Consider the following 17,342-nt stretch of genomic DNA (forward strand, 5'->3'; position numbering starts at 1 on the left):
ACGGACGGCTCCCTTGTTTGAGATCTCAACGAACTCATTCTGGCACATCCGATGCCGTCGGGCGCCGTCCACCCCATCATGCCGTCACGTCAGCCGAAGAATACAGCGGCTCAGAACGGCGCTTGTATCCGCAACTGTGCCAGCTACCCTTCAGCCATGACCGGCTATACCTACATGACCGCGAGCCAGAAGCGCGGCACGATCTACATCGGCGTCACCAACGATCTCGGCCGCCGCATGCCGGAGCACAAATCCGCCCAAGGTTCGCGCTTCACCGGCCGCTACGGCGTGCAGCGCCTGGTCTGGTACGAGGAACATTTCGACATTCGTGACGCCATTCAGCGCGAGAAGTCGCTGAAGCGCTGGCCGCGGCAGTGGAAGATCGAGCTGATCGAGAAGACCAATCCAGAGTGGTTCGAGCTTTTTCGCGGAACGGGGTGGTAGTTCGGTTCTGGTCCGCAGGCGCACTGCCGCGTGGTAACGGCATGGATCCCAGGGGCTGCGCCGCGTCGCTTTGCTCCTTGCTCCACCCTGGGATGACGAATTGGAGGGATATTTCAGCCAATCTCCAAGTTTTGCGATTTGCCACTGAACGGAACTATCGACGTTCGCTGCCGATGACCGCAACCTGTCAAAATCACTATGCGGCGGAACTCGCTTCCGGGGGGACGCGCAGCCAGAGCGCCTTTTCGCCCAATGTGCCAACCATGCCCGCGTGCGCGGTGCGCTCGGCATCGGTCAGGCGCGAGGGCAAGGCGATCGGCCGCACACCGATCGAAATATCGATGTCGTCGACATTCTGCCTGCCGCCCGCCGGAGTCAGGATGCTGTCGAGGATGAGGCTTGCCTGCTTGCCGCCGATGAGCTCGATATAGACCTCGGCCAGCAATTCCGAATCGAGCAGCGCGCCGTGCTTGGTGCGGCGGCCGTTGTCGATGCCGTAGCGGCGGCAGAGCGCATCGAGCGAATTGGGGCCTATCGGATGCTTGCGGCGCGCCAGCGCCAGCGTGTCGACGATCCGTCCCGGATCGATGGCCGGATGGCCAAGCCGGCCGAATTCGAGATTGAGGAAGCCGATGTCGAAGCCGGCATTGTGCGCGACCAGCTTGGCGCCGTCGATGAAGGCCAGAAACTCCTCGGCGATCTCCATGAAAGTCGGCTTGCCCTGAAGATCGGCGGCGCTGATGCCGTGCACGGCCTGCGCCTCGTGATGGATCTGGCGGCCTTGCGGGTTGATGTATTTGTGGAAGGTTCGGCCGGTCGGGAAGCGGTTGACCAGCTCGACGCCGCCAAGCTCGATGACGCGGTCCTCGCGCGTGTCGAGGCCGGTGGTTTCCGTATCGAAGATGATCTCACGCATCGAATCAGTCCACTGGTTCCGGCATCATTCTAGCCGAATCACACCTGGAACAAAATGGCAACAGGTAAAGCGGGCTGCAAGCCTCTTAACCAGGCCTGGCTGCCTTATCCCCGACTAGTTCGGCGACGATCGCATTGACAGCCGCGCGCGCCGCATCAAAGCCCTGGCCGGTGTCGATGACGAAGTCGGCGCGCCGGCGCTTTTCGGCGTCGGCAACCTGCCTGGCCAGGATCGACGCCAGTTTCTCCTCGCTCATGCCCGGGCGCGCCAGCACGCGGGCGCGCTGGACTTCAGGCGGCGCGGTGACGACCACGACCTTGTCGACGCGATCACGGCCGCCGGTCTCGAACAGCAGCGGTATATCGAGCACGGCAAGCGGCGCGCCGGCGGCACGATGTTCAGCCAGGAAGGCATCGGCATCGGCACGGACCAACGGATGGATGATCGCTTCCAGACGTTTCAGGGCGGCGGCGTCGCCGAGCACCCGTTCGGCCAGCTTTGTGCGATCGACCGCACCGGATCGGGTGGTCCCGGGAAAGGCCGCCTCGACCATGGGGGCGGCCTGGCCGGCATAGAGGCGATGCACCGCCTCGTCGGAATCATGGACCGGCACGCCGGCCTCGGCAAACATCTTTGCGGTGGTCGACTTGCCCATGCCGATCGATCCGGTGAGGCCGAGCACGATCATTTTATCGCGCCGATATCGGCGATGATCATTTGCCGCAGTTCGGCGGTGACCTGCGGCCTGGTGCCGAACCAGCGCTCGAAGCCGGGCACCGCCTGGTGCAGCAGCATGCCGAGCCCATCGACGGTTCTCAGGCCGCGCGCTTTGGCCGCGGCAAGGAGCGGCGTCTCCAGTGGCACGTAGACGATGTCGGTGACGATGGCGCCGTCCGGCAGTCTGCGGGGATCGGCGGACAGGCCTTCATTGCCATGCATGCCGAGCGCTGACGTGTTGACCAGCAAGCCGGCATCTTCGAGCAATTCGCCGGTCGCCGCCAAGCCATGGGCGGAGACGCCGGCACCAAAGCGGTCGCGCAGCTCCTGCGCCCTCGCAAGCGTCCGATTGACGATGCGGATGTCGCTGACGCCGCGCTGCTTCAGCGCATGAATAACCGCGCGAGCGGCGCCACCGGCGCCGAGCACCACGGCGCGGCCGTTGGCCGCCCAGCTCGGTGCATATTCGTCCAGATTGGCGGCAAAGCCATGGGCATCGGTGTTGCCGCCCCACAATTCGCCATTCTCGAACCACAGCGTGTTGACCGCACCGATCTGTTCGGCGTCGGCGTCACGCCGCTTGGCCAAAGCGAAGGCGGCTTCCTTGTGCGGGATGGTGACGTTGCCGCCGCGATAGCCTTGTGCCTGCAGCGTCTGCAGGAATTCGGCAAACGCCTCCGGTGCAACGTCGATGGCCTCGTAGACGCCGCCGATACCGTATTTCGCCAGCCAGTAGCCGTGGATCTTCGGAGACCTGGAATGCGCGATCGGGTGGCCCGTGACAAACGCCTTTTTCGTGGCCTCAGCCATCGATCGCCCCGAACTCACGCAGCTTGGCCAGCACCGGCAAAAGTGGCAGGCCGACAATAGTAAAATAGTCGCCTTCGATTTTTTCGAACAGCTGGATGCCTTCGCCTTCGATCTGGTAAGCGCCGACGCTGGACAACGCTTTGGCGCCGACGCGCGCAAGATGGCGGCCGATGAAGGCCGGATCGAGCTTGCGCATGGTCAGGCTGGCGATGCCGACATGCCGCCACAGAACCTGGCCGTCACGGCCGAGCACGACGGCGCTGTTGAGATGATGCATCTTGCCCGACAGCGCCAGCAGATGACGGCGCGCTCCTTCCATGTCGGCCGGCTTATGGAACAGCTCGTCGCCGAGCGACAGCGTCTGATCGCAGCCGAGCACCAGGGCGCCGGGCTTGCGCTCGCTGACGTCGGTGGCCTTGGCTTCGGCAAGCACCAGGGCGACGTCCTCCGGCGACACGCCACTATTCTGCAGCGGCGCCTCGAGCGCGCGCTCATCGACAGAAGCCGGAACCGCTTCGACAGTGACGCCGGCATTGACGAGCAGCGCCTTGCGGAACGGGCTGCCCGAGGCAAGGATGATTTTTTCAGCCATTTTTTTCGCCTGATCTTTCCTTCTCCCCTTGTGGGAGAAGGTGGATTGGCGCGCAGCGCCAAGACGGTTGAGGGGTGCTGGACGGAGTGCAGGTGATGCCAAGCTGGAACACCCCTCATCCGAGCGAGCTTCGCTCGACCACCTTCTCCCACAAGGGGAGAAGGTAAGGACCACCCACAGCACAAGCGCCCAAAACCCTAGCGCGTCTTGCCGCGCAGGGCAACGATGGCCGCCGCCGTCTCCTCGATCGAACGGCGGCTGACGTCGATCATCGGCCAGCCATGCCGCGTGCATATCTGGCGGGCATAGGTGAGCTCTTCCGCGATCGCGGCGCGGTCGACATAATCGGTCGGCTCATAGGCGCTGGTGCCGAGAATGCGGTTCTGCCGGACTTGCGATATGCGTTCGGCGGTGGCGACCAGGCCGACGATCAGCGGTCTCCTGGCATTGACCAGGGTTTCGGGCACCGGTACGCCGAGCACAATCGGAATGTTGGCGGTCTTGATGCCGCGATTGGCGAGATAGATGCTGGTCGGCGTCTTCGAGGTGCGGGAGATGCCGACGAGCACGATGTCGGCATCATCCATATTGGCCGGCAGCTGACCATCGTCATGCTCCATGGTGAAGTTGAGCGCGTCGATGCGGCGGAAATATTCGGCGTCCAGCACATGCTGGGCGCCCACGCGTCGGCCGGCAGGCGTGCCGAGATAGGACTGGAACACCGTCAGCACCGGCTCCAGCACCGAGACGCAAGGCAGGCCCATGGCCGCGCAGCGTTCGTCGATACCGCGGGCAAGCTTCTGGTCGACCACCGTGTAGAGGATGATGCCCGGCTCCTCCTCGATGTCCTCGAACACCTTCGTCACCTGCTTTTCGGTGCGGATGAGCGGGTAGATATGTTCGATGGCGCGCGCATCCTTGTATTGCGCGGAAGCCGCGCGGCCGGCGGCCAGCAGCGTTTCGCCGGTGGCGTCTGAAATCAGATGAAGGTGAAAGAAGCTCTGCGGTTTGTTCACAGGATACATTCCAGGCTGTGGGCCGATGTGGATAAGCCGGGCGGAAAACTCGGCCACCGCAAAGCGACTGTATCAGATGGCGGTTTGTCCACAATTCGATGTGCTGTCGGCTTCTCCGGGCGGTTGGGGACAAGTCCGGGGACGGAGCTTTTTGCCTTCGCTTCATCCACAGGGGCAATTTCCCTGGCCTGGCGGCAACGCATTGACTCCAGTCGTAAATTCCCGGTTTTCCACAAAGTCCTGCAATCCCGCTGGAGAAGCGCGCGACAATATGCTGGCTGGTCTTTTCGAGGGCAAAGCGGGACAGGAGGCAACCACCACAACCAACAGACTCTTAGAATCATAAGATTCCTAAAAATAGAATATTTAATTATAGGGAAGCCTGGAAAGGCGAGCGCTCAATGCCTCAAGACCGGATCGTGCTGGACGTGTTGAGAGGCAAAGCGGCGTTTCCGCCGCCGCTCTGGATGATGCGCCAGGCCGGCCGCTATCTGCCGGAATACCGGGAGACGAGGAGACGGGCCGGATCGTTCCTCGATCTTTGCTACGACCCGGATCTCGCCGTCGAAGTGACGCTGCAGCCGATCGAACGCTTCGGCTTCGACGCATCGATCCTGTTTTCCGATATTCTTGTCGTGCCGCATGCGCTCGGCCGCGACGTGCGCTTCGAGGAAGGACGCGGCCCGCTGCTGACGCCGATCACGGCTGCGGAAATTGCGGCTCTCGACGGCGAAACGTTTCACGTGAATCTCGAGCCGGTCTACGAGACGGTGCGGCGGTTGCGCGCCAGACTGCCTGATGAAACGACGCTGATCGGCTTCTGCGGTGCGCCCTGGACGGTGGCGACCTACATGATTGCCGGCCACGGTAGGCCCGACCAGGCGCCGGCCAGGCTGTTCGCCTATCGCGAGCCGGCGGCCTTTCTTAGGCTGCTGAAGGTGCTCGCCGACCATTCGGCTGCCTATCTGATCCGCCAGATCGAGGCCGGCGCCGACGTGGTGCAGATCTTCGATTCGTGGTCAGGCGTACTCGACGAAGCGTCTTTCGAGTTGTTCTGCGTCGAGCCGGTGGCCTCGATCGTCCGGCAAGTGAAGGCTGCCCATCCCAATGTTCCGATCATCGGCTTTCCCAAGGGCGCGGGAGATCACTATCGAAGCTATCGCCAGAAGACCGGCGTGACCGGGCTGGGCCTCGACTGGACCGTGCCATTGTCGACCGCGAAGGAATTGCAGCGTGACGGCGCCGTGCAGGGCAATCTCGATCCGCTGCGGCTTGTAGCCGGCGGCAAGGCGCTTGACGACGGCGTGGGGGCGATCTTGAAGGCGCTGGGCGACGGGCCGCTGATCTTCAATCTCGGCCACGGCATCACGCCGGAGACGCCGCTCGCTCATGTCGAGCGGATGGTCAAGCTGGTGCGGAGCGCATCGTGACGATGATGGGCGCGGACAATGCGAACGGCACCAACACCGGTAAGGGCGCGATGCGCCGCGCGGCAATCGCGATCGCCATTTTCCTGGTGCTGGCCGGGCTGCTGTTGCTGTTCGGGCCCGATGATTTCTATCCCTGGGCGAAGGCGATCCATGTGATTGCCGTCATCTCCTGGATGGCTGGCATGCTCTATTTGCCGCGCTTGCTGGTCTATCATGCCGATGCCGAAAAAGGCTCCGTCCAGTCGGAGACTTTCAAGGTGATGGAGCGCCGCCTGCTGCGCGGCATCATCAATCCGGCAATGGTGATCACCTGGGCATTCGGCCTGTGGCTCGCCTGGAAAGGCTTTGGTTTTCAAGGCGGCTGGCTGCATGCCAAGATCGCTGCGGTGGTTGGCCTGTCGGCCGTGCATGGCTATCTCGCCGCCGCCGTCCGGAAATTTGCCGAAGACCGCAATGAAAAATCGGCAAGGCACTGGCGGATCGTCAATGAGATCCCTACATTGCTGATGATCGTCATCGTCGTCCTGGTTATCGTGAAACCGTTCTGACGTCTTCGGTTGCCCGCAAAAGGCGGCTTGCTCTTTCAACCGACCGACGATAAAAGACGGGTCTTCCTTCCCGTCATGCGCCGCCCATTTATCGCTTCGGCCGCGCCCGGCATTTGTCGCATCCCGCCGATATTTTTCCCAAAGCTTACTCAGAGTCCGTCTAATGATGCAAGAAATGAAACTCACAGAGTTCAAGAACAAGAAACCGCCAGAGCTGATCGCTTATGCGGAATCGCTCGAAGTCGAGAACGCCAGCGTCATGCGCAAGCAGGAGCTGATGTTCGCGATCCTGAAGAGGCTGGCGACCCAGGATATCGAGATCATCGGCGACGGCGTCGTCGAAGTGCTGCAGGACGGCTTTGGCTTCCTGCGCTCTGCCAATGCCAACTATTTGCCAGGTCCCGACGACATCTATATTTCACCGTCGCAGATCCGGCGGTTCTCGCTGAAGACCGGCGATACGGTTGAAGGGCCGATCCGCAGCCCGAAAGAGGGCGAGCGCTATTTCGCGCTGCTCAAGGTCAACACGATCAATTTCGACGACCCGGAAAAAATCCGCCACAAGATCCACTTCGACAATCTGACGCCGCTTTATCCGACGTCGCGGCTGAAGATGGAGATGGAGGTTCCGACCTCCAAGGATATTTCGGCGCGCGTCATCGACCTGGTGGCGCCGCTCGGCAAGGGCCAGCGCGCGTTGATCGTGGCGCAGCCGCGCACCGGCAAGACGGTGCTGCTGCAGAACATCGCCCATTCGATCACCACCAACCATCCGGAATGCTATTTGATCGTGCTTCTGATCGACGAGCGGCCGGAGGAAGTCACCGACATGCAGCGCTCGGTGAAGGGCGAGGTGGTGTCGTCGACGTTTGACGAGCCGGCGGTGCGCCACGTCCAGGTTGCCGAAATGGTTATCGAGAAGGCCAAGCGCCTGGTCGAGCACGGCCGTGACGTCGTCATCCTGCTGGATTCGATCACCCGCCTCGGCCGCGCCTACAACACCGTCGTGCCGTCATCCGGCAAGGTGCTGACCGGTGGTGTCGACGCCAACGCGCTGCAGCGGCCGAAGCGCTTCTTCGGTGCTGCCCGCAACATCGAGGAAGGCGGCTCGCTGACCATCATCGCCACGGCGCTGATCGATACCGGCAGCCGCATGGACGAGGTCATCTTCGAAGAGTTCAAGGGCACCGGCAATTCGGAAATCGTGCTCGACCGCAAGGTGGCGGACAAGCGCATCTATCCGGCCATGGACATCCTCAAATCCGGCACCCGCAAGGAAGACCTGCTGGTTCCGCGCCAGGACCTGCAGAAGATCTTCGTGCTGCGCCGCATCCTGGCGCCGATGGGAACGACCGACGCCATCGAGTTCCTTATCGACAAGCTCAAGCAGACCAAGACCAACGCGGATTTCTTCGATTCGATGAATACGTAAAGGTGGCAAAGGCGCTGTCCCGCCGGCGTTCCGGTTCTGTGCACCTCGACCTATCGATGGCTTAACTGCCGCTCGAGTTCCTCAGCGTCGGTTATCACCGGCAGGCAGACCTGCCCCGTGCAGAGCCAGGCGCCGGGCTCGGCCGTTGGCGGCAGGACGCCGCCTGGCAAGGCTGGCAGATTTGTCGCCGAGCCAACAGGCACGACGATGTCCACCCGGCGCGGGTCTGGATTTCGATTCGCAACCCGAACAAGCCTTGGAATCTCCGGTCTATCCACGATCACCAGCTTCAGCGGTTCAAGCGCCAAGGCACAGGCATTGACTATACCCGCCTGGCCATAGCCCTGGTGCTCCGCCCGCCCGCCCGCGTGCTCTGCGACTGTCCAGGCTTTTTCCCAGAGATCGAGATCGCCCGAAAGCGACGACAATCGGACCAGAGCCTCGATGATCTGGCCGGTAGCGGAAGGAATGGCTTCGTCGACATCGCCGCGGATGCGGATGGGCACATCCGCGCTGTCGGACGCGGTCAGATAGTAGCCGGTCTTGTCGCTGTCCCGGTGCCAAAGATCGAGTTGCTCAATGAAGTTCCCGGCGCGATCGATGTAGCCGGGATTGCCGGTCGCCTCGAACAGTGAGATGGCGGCGTTGGCCATGGCGGCATAGTCGCTCGACAGAGCCGGAAACAGCTTCTTTGCGCCGAGCATCGAATGCGGCAGGCGGCCGTCACGTCCGGCAGCCGCCATCGCGGCAAAGGCCGTTGCCGCCGCTTCGATCCAGTCGGATCGGCCAAGCGACCGTCCGGCCTCGGCAAGGGCTGCGATCATCAAGCCGTTCCAGTCGGTCAGGGCCTTGCCGTCACGCCCGGGCCGCACGCGCTGTTCCCTCGCTGCCAGCAGCCTGTGCTTGAGCGGAAACAGAAGGTCACGATCGACGACGCTCTGCGCCTGTTGAGCATCAGTCTGGCAAATGATCGGCTTGCCTTCCCAACCATGCGGACCGGCAAGCGTGAAGTATTTGAAAAACAATGCTGAATCGTCGCCAAGGGCTGCTTCGAGCTCATCCCTGCTCCAGGTGTAGAACAACCCCTCCTCGCCCTCGCTATCGGCATCAAGGCTGGCGGCAAAGGCATCGCCCTCGACTCGCATTTCGCGCAACAGCCAAGCAATCGTCTCTTCGATTCGCAGCCGGAACAATTCCTTGCCAGTCGACGCATAGGCCCAATTGCACAAGCGCATGAGCTGGGCATTGTCGTAGAGCATTTTTTCGAAATGCGGGACCAGCCATTCGGCGTCGGTCGAGTAGCGGCTGAGTCCGCCGCCAATATGGTCATAGATGCCGCCGGCCAGCATCTTTTCGAGGCTGAGGAGAACGGCGTCGCGGTGCGATGCGGTGCCGTCGCGCAGCCAGGACAGCCAGAGGCTCTGCATGAACGGCGCGTTGGGGAATTTCGGCGCGCCGCGCAGACCGCCCAAATCGCGGTCGATCATGCCGTCAATGCCATTGGCGAGGTTCGCCAGCATGCCGCGGTCGAGCACGGCCTTGGCATGGCTGCCAGCCAGCCGCGTCTCGACATGCGTGGTCAGGCCGTCGGCATTCTGGTTAACGCTTTCTTTCTTCTCCCGCCAAGCCTTGTCAACCGCCTCCAGCACCTGGACGAAACCCGGCCGGCCGTAGCGGGCTTCGCGCGGAAAGTAAGTGCCGCCCCAGAACGGCTTGCCCTTCGGCGTCAGGAACATGGTCAGCGGCCAGCCGCCCTGCTCGCCCATCGAGGATAACGCCGCCATGTAGATCTGGTCGATGTCGGGGCGCTCCTCGCGGTCGACCTTGATATTGACGAAGAGACGGTTCATGACGGCGGCGACGTCGTCGTTCTCGAAGCTCTCATGCGCCATGACGTGGCACCAATGGCACGCGGCGTAGCCGACAGAGAGCAGGATCGGACGCTGCAGCACCTTTGCTTCGGCCAGAGCGGCGGGCGACCATGGCCGCCAGTGCACTGGATTGCCGCTGTGCTGCTGCAGATAGGGGCTGGCCTCTTCGGCAAGCAGGTTTTTTGCAGGCAATGTCACGGCGTTACTCGATGGCGGATTGAACAAGCATAGCTAGGGCGCTTCGGCAGAGCGGGCAAATGATTTCAAAAGACTCCATCGTGGCGCTGTCGAGCGGGCGCCTGCCGGCCGGCATTGCGGTGATCCGGATTTCGGGGCCGCAGAGTCGATTCGTTTTCGAAACGATTGCGGGATCGAAGGTGCCAACCCGCGTTGCCACCTATCGCAAGTTCCGGGCGCCCGACGGATCGGTGCTGGACAGCGGCCTGGTCGTCTTCTTTGCCGGCCCCGACAGTTTTACCGGCGAGGACGTTGCAGAGTTCCATGTGCATGGCGGGCGCGCCGTTGTGGCGAGGATGCTGGAAACGATCGCCTCCTTCGACGGCGTCAGGCACGCCGAGCCTGGCGAATTCGCCCGCCGCGCCTTTCTCAACGGCAAGCTCGATCTGGTCGAAACCGAGGCGCTGGCCGATCTCATCAACGCCGAGACCGAGGCGCAGCGGCGCTTTGCCGTTCACAACGCCCAAGGCGTGCAGAGCGAACTCTATCTGGGCTGGCGCCGACGGCTGATCCACGCCCGCGCGATGATCGAGGCCGAGATCGACTTTGCCGACGAGGATGACGTGCCGGGCTCGGTCGCCGATACAGTCTGGTCCGATGTCCGGGCGATGATCGGGGAAATAGAGCGCCACGTCGCCGGCTTTCGTGCCGCCGAAATCATCCGCGACGGGTTCGAAGTGGTAATCCTCGGCGCGCCGAATGCTGGCAAGTCCAGCCTGTTCAACGCCTTGGCGCGGCGCGAAGCGGCCATCGTCACCGACGAGCCGGGCACGACCCGCGACCTGCTCGAGGTGGTACTGGACCTTGAGGGGATGCGGGTTAGGGTAACCGACACCGCCGGTCTGCGCGAGGCGCCCGGCAAGATAGAGGCGATCGGCATCGAGAAGGCCAGGACCAAGGCGCACAGCGCTGATCTGCTGTTGCTGCTGGAGGATCTGGCGGAGCCAATCGCGATCGGTGTGCTGCCGGGCGACATGCCGATGCTGAGGGTCGGAACAAAAATTGACCTGCTGGGGGGCAAGTCACCCTCGGCTGCGGTGCACTATGATTTCGCTATCTCGACACGGGACGGCACGGGTCTGGCCGTGTTGCTGGACGAGATCGGGCGTCGCGCCGCAGTCCAGATCGGCGAGGCCGGCGATATCCTGCCGTCGCGGCTGCGGCACGTCGAGCTGCTCAATGAGACGAAACGCTTCCTGCTCGCAGCAGTGGCCAGTGGTGATCGCGGGCAGGAGCTGCGGGCCGAGGAGCTGCGCCTGGCGGCGGACCGGCTCGGACGAATCGTCGGGTCGGTCGATGTAGAGGATATGCTGGACGTTATCTTCTCGCAGTTCTGTATCGGCAAATGACTCACGTGAAACATTGCCAAGTGCCGAGATGCGGGCGTGTCGCTAGCCTTGCTCGCGTAGTGGCGGGAAGCCGGTGATGATTCACGTGAAACACGTAGCGATGAACGCAGACGGAATTGTTTCACGTGAAACGACTAGTTGGTGTCCTTGACAGTGCAGGCTCACGGGCACATGTGTCGGCAGATTTGAATCGGAATATACAAATGACCAATCGCTACGATGTGGTGGTGGTGGGTGGCGGCCATGCTGGGTGCGAGGCGGCCAGCGCTGCCGCGCGTGCCGGCGCCAGGACGGCGCTGGTGACGCTGCGCTTCGACACGATCGGCGTGATGTCTTGCAATCCGGCGATCGGCGGCCTCGGCAAGGGCCATCTGGTTCGCGAGATCGACGCCATGGACGGGCTGATGGGCCGCGTCGCCGATGCCGCCGGCATCCAGTTCCGCCTGCTCAACCGCCGCAAGGGGCCAGCGGTGCGTGGTCCGCGAACGCAGGCCGACCGAAAACTCTATCGCCTCGCCATGCAGGCGGCAATCCGCCAGCAGGCTGGCCTCGATGTCATCGAAGGCGAGGTGCTGGATTTCGAAATCAACAACGGGGAAATCGACGACGGACGCATCGCGGCGGTGCTGCTGGCGGATGGAAGCCGGCTCGCCTGCGGCGCCGTGGTGCTGACGACCGGCACTTTTCTGCGCGGGCTGATCCACATCGGCGAAAAGAAGATCGTCGCCGGCCGCATGAACGAGCAGGCGAGCGTCGGCCTGTCGGCGACGATGAGCCGTGCCGGCTTCAGGCTCGGGCGGCTGAAGACCGGCACGCCGCCGCGGCTGGACGGCAGGACGATCGATTGGGCGTCACTGGAGAGCCAGGCGGCGGACGAGGACCCCGTGCCGTTCTCGCTGCTGACCGATCGCATCGAAAATCCGCAGATCCATTGCGGCATTACCCGAACGACCAATGCAACGCACGAGCTGATTCGCGCCAATCTCGGCCGCTCGGCCATGTATTCGGGCTCGATCGAAGGCGTCGGGCCGCGTTATTGCCCGTCGATCGAAGACAAGATCGTCAAGTTCGGTGACCGCGAAGGCCACCAGATCTTTCTGGAGCCGGAAGGGTTGGACGACGACACGGTGTACCCGAACGGCATTTCGACCTCGCTGCCCGAGGACGTGCAACTCGACATCCTGAAGACCATTCCGGGGCTGGAGCGGGCAACCATGCTGCAGCCGGGCTATGCCATCGAGTATGACCATGTCGATCCACGCGAGCTCAAGCCGACGCTGGAAACCAGGCGGATCGCCGGCCTTTTCCTCGCCGGCCAGATCAACGGCACCACCGGCTACGAAGAGGCCGGCGCGCAGGGGCTGCTTGCCGGCTTGAATGCGGCGCGCAAGGCGTCGGCGAGCGAGGAAATCGTGCTCAGCCGCACCGAAGCCTATATCGGCGTGATGGTCGACGATTTGACCAGCCGCGGCATCGCCGAACCCTACCGCATGTTCACCTCGCGGGCCGAGTTCCGGCTATCGCTGCGAGCCGACAACGCCGATGAGCGGCTGACGCCACTGGCGATAAGGCTGGGGATTGCCTCGCCGGAGCGGATGCAGCGGTTCAACAATAGTATGCAAGACCTTGAGAAGGCGCGACAGCTCGCCCTCGGCACCACCATGACCCCCAATGAGGCAGCGCGCCATGGGCTCGAAATCAACCGGGACGGCGTCCGTCGCTCGGCCTATGAGTTGCTGGCCTACCCCGGCGTCGACATCGCCTGGCTGGCGCGGATCGAGCCGGCTTTCGCGGCGATCGACAGCAAAACGGCCGAACGTCTTGAAACGGAAGCCAAATATTCTGTCTATCTCGACCGCCAGCAGGCCGATGTTTCGCAGATCAGGCATGAGGAGAGCAGGCTTATTCCCGAGTCGCTCGACTTTGCTTCTGTTCCCGGCCTGTCGAACGAGTTGAAGCAGAAGATGCTGGCACGCCAGCCGCGCTCGATTGCCGATGCGCAACGCATGGAAGGCATGACGCCGGCGGCGCTGGCGATTATTGTCGCCCATGTCCGCAATGCCGAGGCGGCCGCGCGAAAGCAGGTCGCGTGAGCGCTGCGTCCTGGGCAAACCTGCAGGCGGCAGCGGGCCCGGTTTCACGTGAAACATTCGATCGCCTGGTCGAGTTCGAGGCCGTCTTCCGGAAATGGAACCGCCGGATCAATCTGGCCGCGCAATCGACGCAGGACGATGTCTGGCGCCGCCACATCCTCGACAGCGCGCAGCTGGCGCGAATCAAACCTGAGGCGAAGCGCTGGGTCGATCTCGGCTCCGGCGGTGGGTTTCCCGGCCTTGTGCTGGCCTTTTTGCTTGCCGAGCGGGACGGCGCCGGTATCGACCTGGTTGAAAGCAACCGGAAAAAAGCATCGTTCCTGCAAGCGGTCATCGGGCAGTTCGGCCTGCCCGCCAAGGTTATCGCGCGCCGCATCGAAGACAGCTATCCGCTTGTTCCAGCACCGCAAATCGTCACAGCCAGGGCACTCGCCTCGCTGCCCGGCTTGCTCGACCTGGCAGCACCGTGGCTGACCAAGGGGTCGCGCGGCCTGTTTCACAAAGGCCGGGATTACCGCGCCGAAGTGGCAGAAAGCGCTCAACGATGGTCTTTCGATCTGGTAGAACATGCCAGTGCAACCGACGCGCAGGGCGTCATTCTCGAAGTATCCGACTTGCGACAGCACCCTGCTTGTGACCGGCGACCCAAATGAATTTCTGGCATAGACCCATGATGAAGAACGGCCCCCGAATCATCACCGTCGCCAACCAGAAGGGCGGCGTCGGCAAGACGACGACCGCCATCAATCTGGCCACCGCGCTGGCGGCCATAGGCGAACAGGTGCTGATCGTCGATCTCGACCCGCAGGGCAACGCCAGCACCGGGCTTGGCATCGACCGGCGCGACCGCACCGTCTCGTCCTATGATGTGCTGACCGGCGAGCTAGATCTCGAAGCGGCGGCGATCCCGACGGCGGTGCCTGGCCTGTCGATCGTACCGTCGACGCTCGACCTGCTCGGCATCGAGATGGAAATCGCCTCGGCGCCGGATCGGGTGCTGCGGCTGCGCAACGCTCTACGGGCTTCGGCCGAGCGCTCGGCCAATTTCGGCTATGTGCTGATCGACTGCCCGCCCTCGCTCAACCTGCTGACGCTGAATTCGATGGCTGCGGCCGATTCGGTGCTGGTGCCGCTGCAGTGCGAGTTTTTCGCGCTGGAGGGCCTGAGCCAGCTTTTGGAGACGGTCGAGCAGGTGCGCCGCTCGATCAACCCCGACCTGACGATCCAGGGCATCGTGCTGACCATGTTCGACGGGCGCAACAATCTCGCCAACCAGGTGGTGCAGGATGTGCGGGCGCATATGGGCGACAAGGTCTATGAAACCGTCATCCCGCGCAATGTCCGCGTTTCCGAGGCGCCGTCCTATGGCAAGCCGGCGATTCTCTACGACCTCAAATGCTCGGGCAGCCAGGCCTATCTGCAGCTTGCTTCGGAAGTCATCCGCCGCGAGCGCAAATTGCGTGCTGCCTGAACATAAACCCGATTCGATACCGAAACGATCTGGACGGACGATGAACGAAGACCCTTCGAGGAAAAGACTGGGACGGGGACTGGCGGCGCTGATCGGCGAAATCGATCGCCCGGCGGCACCGGAAAAGCCCGGGCTGGCGGCCGACGGCAAGGTGCCGATCGAGTTCCTCAGCCCCAATCCCAAAAACCCGCGCCGGCATTTTGGCGACGCCGACCTGACCGACCTCGCCCAGTCGATCCGCGAACATGGCGTGGTGCAGCCGGTGGTGGCGCGGCCGTCGAAAACCCAAACGGGCCGCTACGAGATCATCGCAGGCGAGCGTCGTTGGCGCGCGGCGCAACGCGCCGGGCTGACCGAAATCCCGATCATCGTACGCGACGTCAACGATCGCACGGCGCTCGAGCTGGCGATCATCGAAAACGTCCAGCGCACCGACCTCAACCCGGTCGAGGAGGCGCTCGGCTACCAGCAGCTGATCGACGACCATGGCTATACCCAGGCCGATCTCGGCCAGGTGATCGGCAAGAGCCGCAGCCATGTCGCCAATACGCTGAGGCTGCTCAAGCTGCCCGACGTCATTCGCGACATGCTGGTCGACGGCGCGCTCTCGGCCGGCCACGCCCGCACCCTGGTGACGGCCGAGGACCCGGCCGAGCTTGCCAAGCGGATCATCGACGAGGGGCTTTCGGTGCGCCAGGCCGAAGCCTTGGCGCAGATGCCGGTCGGCGCGCCGGCGGCAAAGCGCCAGCCCACCGCACCGCCGCAAAAGGATGCCGACACACTGGCGCTGGAGCGGCTGATGACCAGCACGATCGGCATGATCGTCACGATCGAGCACAACCAGCGCGGCGGCGTGATCAGCGTCGCCTACCGGACGCTGGAGCAGCTCGACGAGCTTTGTCGAAGGCTGAAGCGGGAGTAGGTAGGTTGCTAAAATTAGCCGGCAAATAACGTTTTGCTGCCGCGCGGTGATTGGCGAAATCGTCGAAGTAGTTAATCTCCCCCCTTGAGGGGGAGATGGCCGGCAGGCCAGAAGGGGTCGTCAAATTTCAAGCGCCCACGTCCTCTGTCTTCGCGGAAGGGGCTGGTGTTCTACGCGCTGTGACCCCCTCTGTCGCCTTTGGCGACATCTCCCCCTCAAGGCGGGAGATTAGGTGCGCTGCGCCAGCCTTGCGCTCTCCACCGCAATGCCGAGCAGCGCCTGCCGCGCCAGCGCCACCGACAAATCGGGCCGCCGGCGTGTCTGCAGGACCGCCGTCTGCAGGCGGTTGAGTGCGCGGCCAAGCGCCTCGCTGCTCCAGCGTTCGAGGGCTTTCTCGACCAGCTTGCGCCTGGAGAAAAACACCGGCGGGCGCGCCGCGGCTACGACCGAAGCGGCATTGCGGCCGCCGGCGTCCATCAGGCCGCGCATCGCCTGGATCGCCTGCAACTGCCGCATCGCCGATGAAAGCACCAGGAAAGGCTGGCCGCCTGACTGACAATGGCGGTTAAAGGCGGTGTCGAAGTCGGCGATCCTGCCTTCGAGCAGGGCGTCGACCGCCGCGTCGAAGGAGAGGCCCGAGACATCGCCAGACGTCGCCTTGACGTCGTCGAGGCCGATTTCGGGCTGGCCATGCGCATAAAGCACAAGCTTTTCGATCTCGCCGCGCGAGGCCAGCCGGTCGCCGCCGAGATTGCGGCGCAGCGCCTGCCGCGCCTCCAGTGTCATCGACATGCCGGCCTTGCGCAGTTCGTCGTCGATGACCGTATCGATATCCCTGGCCTCATCGGCATAGCAAGGCAATGCCATGGCATTGTCCGCCGCCTCCACCACGGCGCGCAGGCCGACGCCCTTCTTCAGGTCGCCGGCCTCGATGAGGATGATGGCGTCCCGCGCGGGCTCCGACGTCAGCGCCTTGACGTCGTCGGCAAGCGCCTTCTGGGCGCCGGCATTGCGCACCCATAGCAGGCGCCGCTCCGAAAACATCGGCACGGTGCGGGCCTCGTCGAGCAGGCGGCCCTCGTCGCGATCGACCTCCGAACCGTCCAGCCTGACGACCGAGAACGGATCGTCAAGCGGCAGGCCGGTCTTGCCGGCAAAGGCCTTTGCCCGCTCGGCAACCAGCCCGCGATCGGGACCGTAAAGCAGCACGATCGAGACGCGCGGATCCGGCTTCGCGAGCCATGCATCGACCTCGTATGCTTTCTTTTGTGCCATGGGCGCTGATTAGCATGACGCGGGCGCGGGGTGAACGGAGGGATGGCGGTATTGTATCGAGACGCCGACGGGGCAGAGGGGGCGCGAAGGAAGACCAGCCTCTCAAGACGTGGGTTCCTCTCCCCCACTTCCGTCTAGGCGATTCACACATTTCGAAGCGCCCATCCATGGGCGATGGACAGGAAGTGCTGCAATCCGTGTCGGAAGGTGATGGGTCCT

General features: G+C 63.3%; 16 protein-coding genes. 9 read left to right on the top strand and 7 right to left on the bottom strand.

Translation table 11 applies throughout. From position 1 onward, the window contains the following. Positions 1 to 156 precede the first annotated feature (156 nt). Positions 157 to 444: a GIY-YIG nuclease family protein gene (locus tag NKJ55_RS33755; RefSeq protein ID WP_352453663.1), complete on the top strand. Its 288-nt coding sequence runs from the start codon at positions 157 to 159 to the stop codon at positions 442 to 444. A 196-nt stretch (positions 445 to 640) separates the two neighbouring features. Here NKJ55_RS33755 and dnaQ read toward each other — a convergent pair whose 3' ends face one another. The 5 genes from dnaQ to NKJ55_RS33780 form a co-directional block, all read right to left on the bottom strand. Then, the gene (dnaQ, locus tag NKJ55_RS33760; protein ID WP_352453664.1) at positions 641 to 1,360 is read right to left on the bottom strand and encodes a DNA polymerase III subunit epsilon; all 720 of its coding nucleotides are present in this window, start codon (positions 1,358 to 1,360) and stop codon (positions 641 to 643) included. 85 nt (positions 1,361 to 1,445) lie between these two features. Then, the gene (coaE, locus tag NKJ55_RS33765; RefSeq protein ID WP_352453665.1) at positions 1,446 to 2,048 is read right to left on the bottom strand and encodes a dephospho-CoA kinase; all 603 of its coding nucleotides are present in this window, start codon (positions 2,046 to 2,048) and stop codon (positions 1,446 to 1,448) included. Then, the gene (locus NKJ55_RS33770; RefSeq protein WP_352453666.1) at positions 2,045 to 2,887 is read right to left on the bottom strand and encodes a shikimate dehydrogenase; all 843 of its coding nucleotides are present in this window, start codon (positions 2,885 to 2,887) and stop codon (positions 2,045 to 2,047) included. The genes coaE and NKJ55_RS33770 overlap by 4 nt, the downstream gene beginning before the upstream one ends. Next, positions 2,880 to 3,479 carry a Maf-like protein gene (locus NKJ55_RS33775; protein WP_352453667.1) on the bottom strand — a complete coding sequence of 200 codons (600 nt, stop codon included), beginning with the start codon at positions 3,477 to 3,479 and terminating at the stop codon, positions 2,880 to 2,882. Before NKJ55_RS33775 ends, NKJ55_RS33770 begins: the two co-directional genes overlap by 8 nt. A gap of 197 nt (positions 3,480 to 3,676) precedes the next feature. After that, positions 3,677 to 4,495: a pyruvate, water dikinase regulatory protein gene (locus NKJ55_RS33780; RefSeq protein WP_352453668.1), complete on the bottom strand. Its 819-nt coding sequence runs from the start codon at positions 4,493 to 4,495 to the stop codon at positions 3,677 to 3,679. Positions 4,496 to 4,896: 401 nt separating this feature from the next. Between NKJ55_RS33780 and hemE the strand changes: the two genes are divergently transcribed. The 3 genes from hemE to rho all read left to right on the top strand — a co-directional run bounded on the left by hemE (position 4,897) and on the right by rho (position 7,905). Further along, entirely contained in the window at positions 4,897 to 5,925 is a 1,029-nt protein-coding gene (gene hemE / locus NKJ55_RS33785) for a uroporphyrinogen decarboxylase (protein ID WP_352453669.1), read from the top strand. Positions 5,926 to 5,927: 2 nt separating this feature from the next. Beyond that, complete coding sequence (hemJ, locus tag NKJ55_RS33790; RefSeq protein ID WP_502900795.1) at positions 5,928 to 6,473, top strand: protoporphyrinogen oxidase HemJ; 546 nt, start codon at positions 5,928 to 5,930, stop codon at positions 6,471 to 6,473. Positions 6,474 to 6,639: 166 nt separating this feature from the next. After that, positions 6,640 to 7,905, top strand: a complete 1,266-nt coding sequence (gene rho / locus NKJ55_RS33795; RefSeq protein WP_023675925.1) for a transcription termination factor Rho — start codon at positions 6,640 to 6,642, stop codon at positions 7,903 to 7,905. A gap of 50 nt (positions 7,906 to 7,955) precedes the next feature. Here the strand turns inward: rho and NKJ55_RS33800 are convergent, their stop codons facing one another. Beyond that, entirely contained in the window at positions 7,956 to 9,974 is a 2,019-nt protein-coding gene (locus NKJ55_RS33800) for a thioredoxin domain-containing protein (protein WP_352453670.1), read from the bottom strand. 59 nt (positions 9,975 to 10,033) lie between these two features. Here NKJ55_RS33800 and mnmE point away from each other — a divergent pair, with 59 nt between their 5' ends. From mnmE to NKJ55_RS33825, 5 genes are all read left to right on the top strand, one after another. Further along, positions 10,034 to 11,362 (top strand): tRNA uridine-5-carboxymethylaminomethyl(34) synthesis GTPase MnmE, encoded by a 1,329-nt coding sequence (gene mnmE / locus NKJ55_RS33805; protein WP_352453671.1) that lies wholly within the window; start codon positions 10,034 to 10,036, stop codon positions 11,360 to 11,362. Between the two features lie 203 nt (positions 11,363 to 11,565). Beyond that, complete coding sequence (gene mnmG / locus NKJ55_RS33810) at positions 11,566 to 13,455, top strand: tRNA uridine-5-carboxymethylaminomethyl(34) synthesis enzyme MnmG (RefSeq protein ID WP_352453672.1); 1,890 nt, start codon at positions 11,566 to 11,568, stop codon at positions 13,453 to 13,455. Then, positions 13,452 to 14,108 carry a 16S rRNA (guanine(527)-N(7))-methyltransferase RsmG gene (gene rsmG / locus NKJ55_RS33815; RefSeq protein ID WP_352453673.1) on the top strand — a complete coding sequence of 219 codons (657 nt, stop codon included), beginning with the start codon at positions 13,452 to 13,454 and terminating at the stop codon, positions 14,106 to 14,108. The genes mnmG and rsmG overlap by 4 nt, the downstream gene beginning before the upstream one ends. Positions 14,109 to 14,125: 17 nt before the next feature. Then, positions 14,126 to 14,926 (top strand): ParA family protein, encoded by an 801-nt coding sequence (locus NKJ55_RS33820; RefSeq protein WP_084642633.1) that lies wholly within the window; start codon positions 14,126 to 14,128, stop codon positions 14,924 to 14,926. A gap of 40 nt (positions 14,927 to 14,966) precedes the next feature. Further along, complete coding sequence (locus tag NKJ55_RS33825) at positions 14,967 to 15,848, top strand: ParB/RepB/Spo0J family partition protein (protein ID WP_352453674.1); 882 nt, start codon at positions 14,967 to 14,969, stop codon at positions 15,846 to 15,848. 228 nt (positions 15,849 to 16,076) lie between these two features. Here NKJ55_RS33825 and holA read toward each other — a convergent pair whose 3' ends face one another. Then, positions 16,077 to 17,123, bottom strand: coding sequence for a DNA polymerase III subunit delta (gene holA, locus NKJ55_RS33830; protein WP_352453675.1), 1,047 nt, complete (start codon positions 17,121 to 17,123; stop codon positions 16,077 to 16,079). Positions 17,124 to 17,342: the final 219 nt, after the last annotated feature.

The sequence above is a fragment of the Mesorhizobium sp. M0106 genome, assembly GCF_040322715.1.
Taxonomy (GTDB): Bacteria; Pseudomonadota; Alphaproteobacteria; order Rhizobiales; family Rhizobiaceae; genus Mesorhizobium.

Coding starts and splice junctions, on each gene's coding strand:
- NKJ55_RS33755 (WP_352453663.1), top strand. CDS start 157: ATGACCGGCTATACCTACATGACCGCGAGCCAGAAGCGCGGCACGATC.
- dnaQ (WP_352453664.1), bottom strand. CDS start 1,360: ATGCGTGAGATCATCTTCGATACGGAAACCACCGGCCTCGACACGCGC.
- coaE (WP_352453665.1), bottom strand. CDS start 2,048: ATGATCGTGCTCGGCCTCACCGGATCGATCGGCATGGGCAAGTCGACC.
- NKJ55_RS33770 (WP_352453666.1), bottom strand. CDS start 2,887: ATGGCTGAGGCCACGAAAAAGGCGTTTGTCACGGGCCACCCGATCGCG.
- NKJ55_RS33775 (WP_352453667.1), bottom strand. CDS start 3,479: ATGGCTGAAAAAATCATCCTTGCCTCGGGCAGCCCGTTCCGCAAGGCG.
- hemE (WP_352453669.1), top strand. CDS start 4,897: ATGCCTCAAGACCGGATCGTGCTGGACGTGTTGAGAGGCAAAGCGGCG.
- hemJ (WP_502900795.1), top strand. CDS start 5,928: ATGATGGGCGCGGACAATGCGAACGGCACCAACACCGGTAAGGGCGCG.
- rho (WP_023675925.1), top strand. CDS start 6,640: ATGCAAGAAATGAAACTCACAGAGTTCAAGAACAAGAAACCGCCAGAG.
- mnmE (WP_352453671.1), top strand. CDS start 10,034: ATGATTTCAAAAGACTCCATCGTGGCGCTGTCGAGCGGGCGCCTGCCG.
- mnmG (WP_352453672.1), top strand. CDS start 11,566: ATGACCAATCGCTACGATGTGGTGGTGGTGGGTGGCGGCCATGCTGGG.
- NKJ55_RS33820 (WP_084642633.1), top strand. CDS start 14,126: ATGATGAAGAACGGCCCCCGAATCATCACCGTCGCCAACCAGAAGGGC.
- NKJ55_RS33825 (WP_352453674.1), top strand. CDS start 14,967: ATGAACGAAGACCCTTCGAGGAAAAGACTGGGACGGGGACTGGCGGCG.
- holA (WP_352453675.1), bottom strand. CDS start 17,123: ATGGCACAAAAGAAAGCATACGAGGTCGATGCATGGCTCGCGAAGCCG.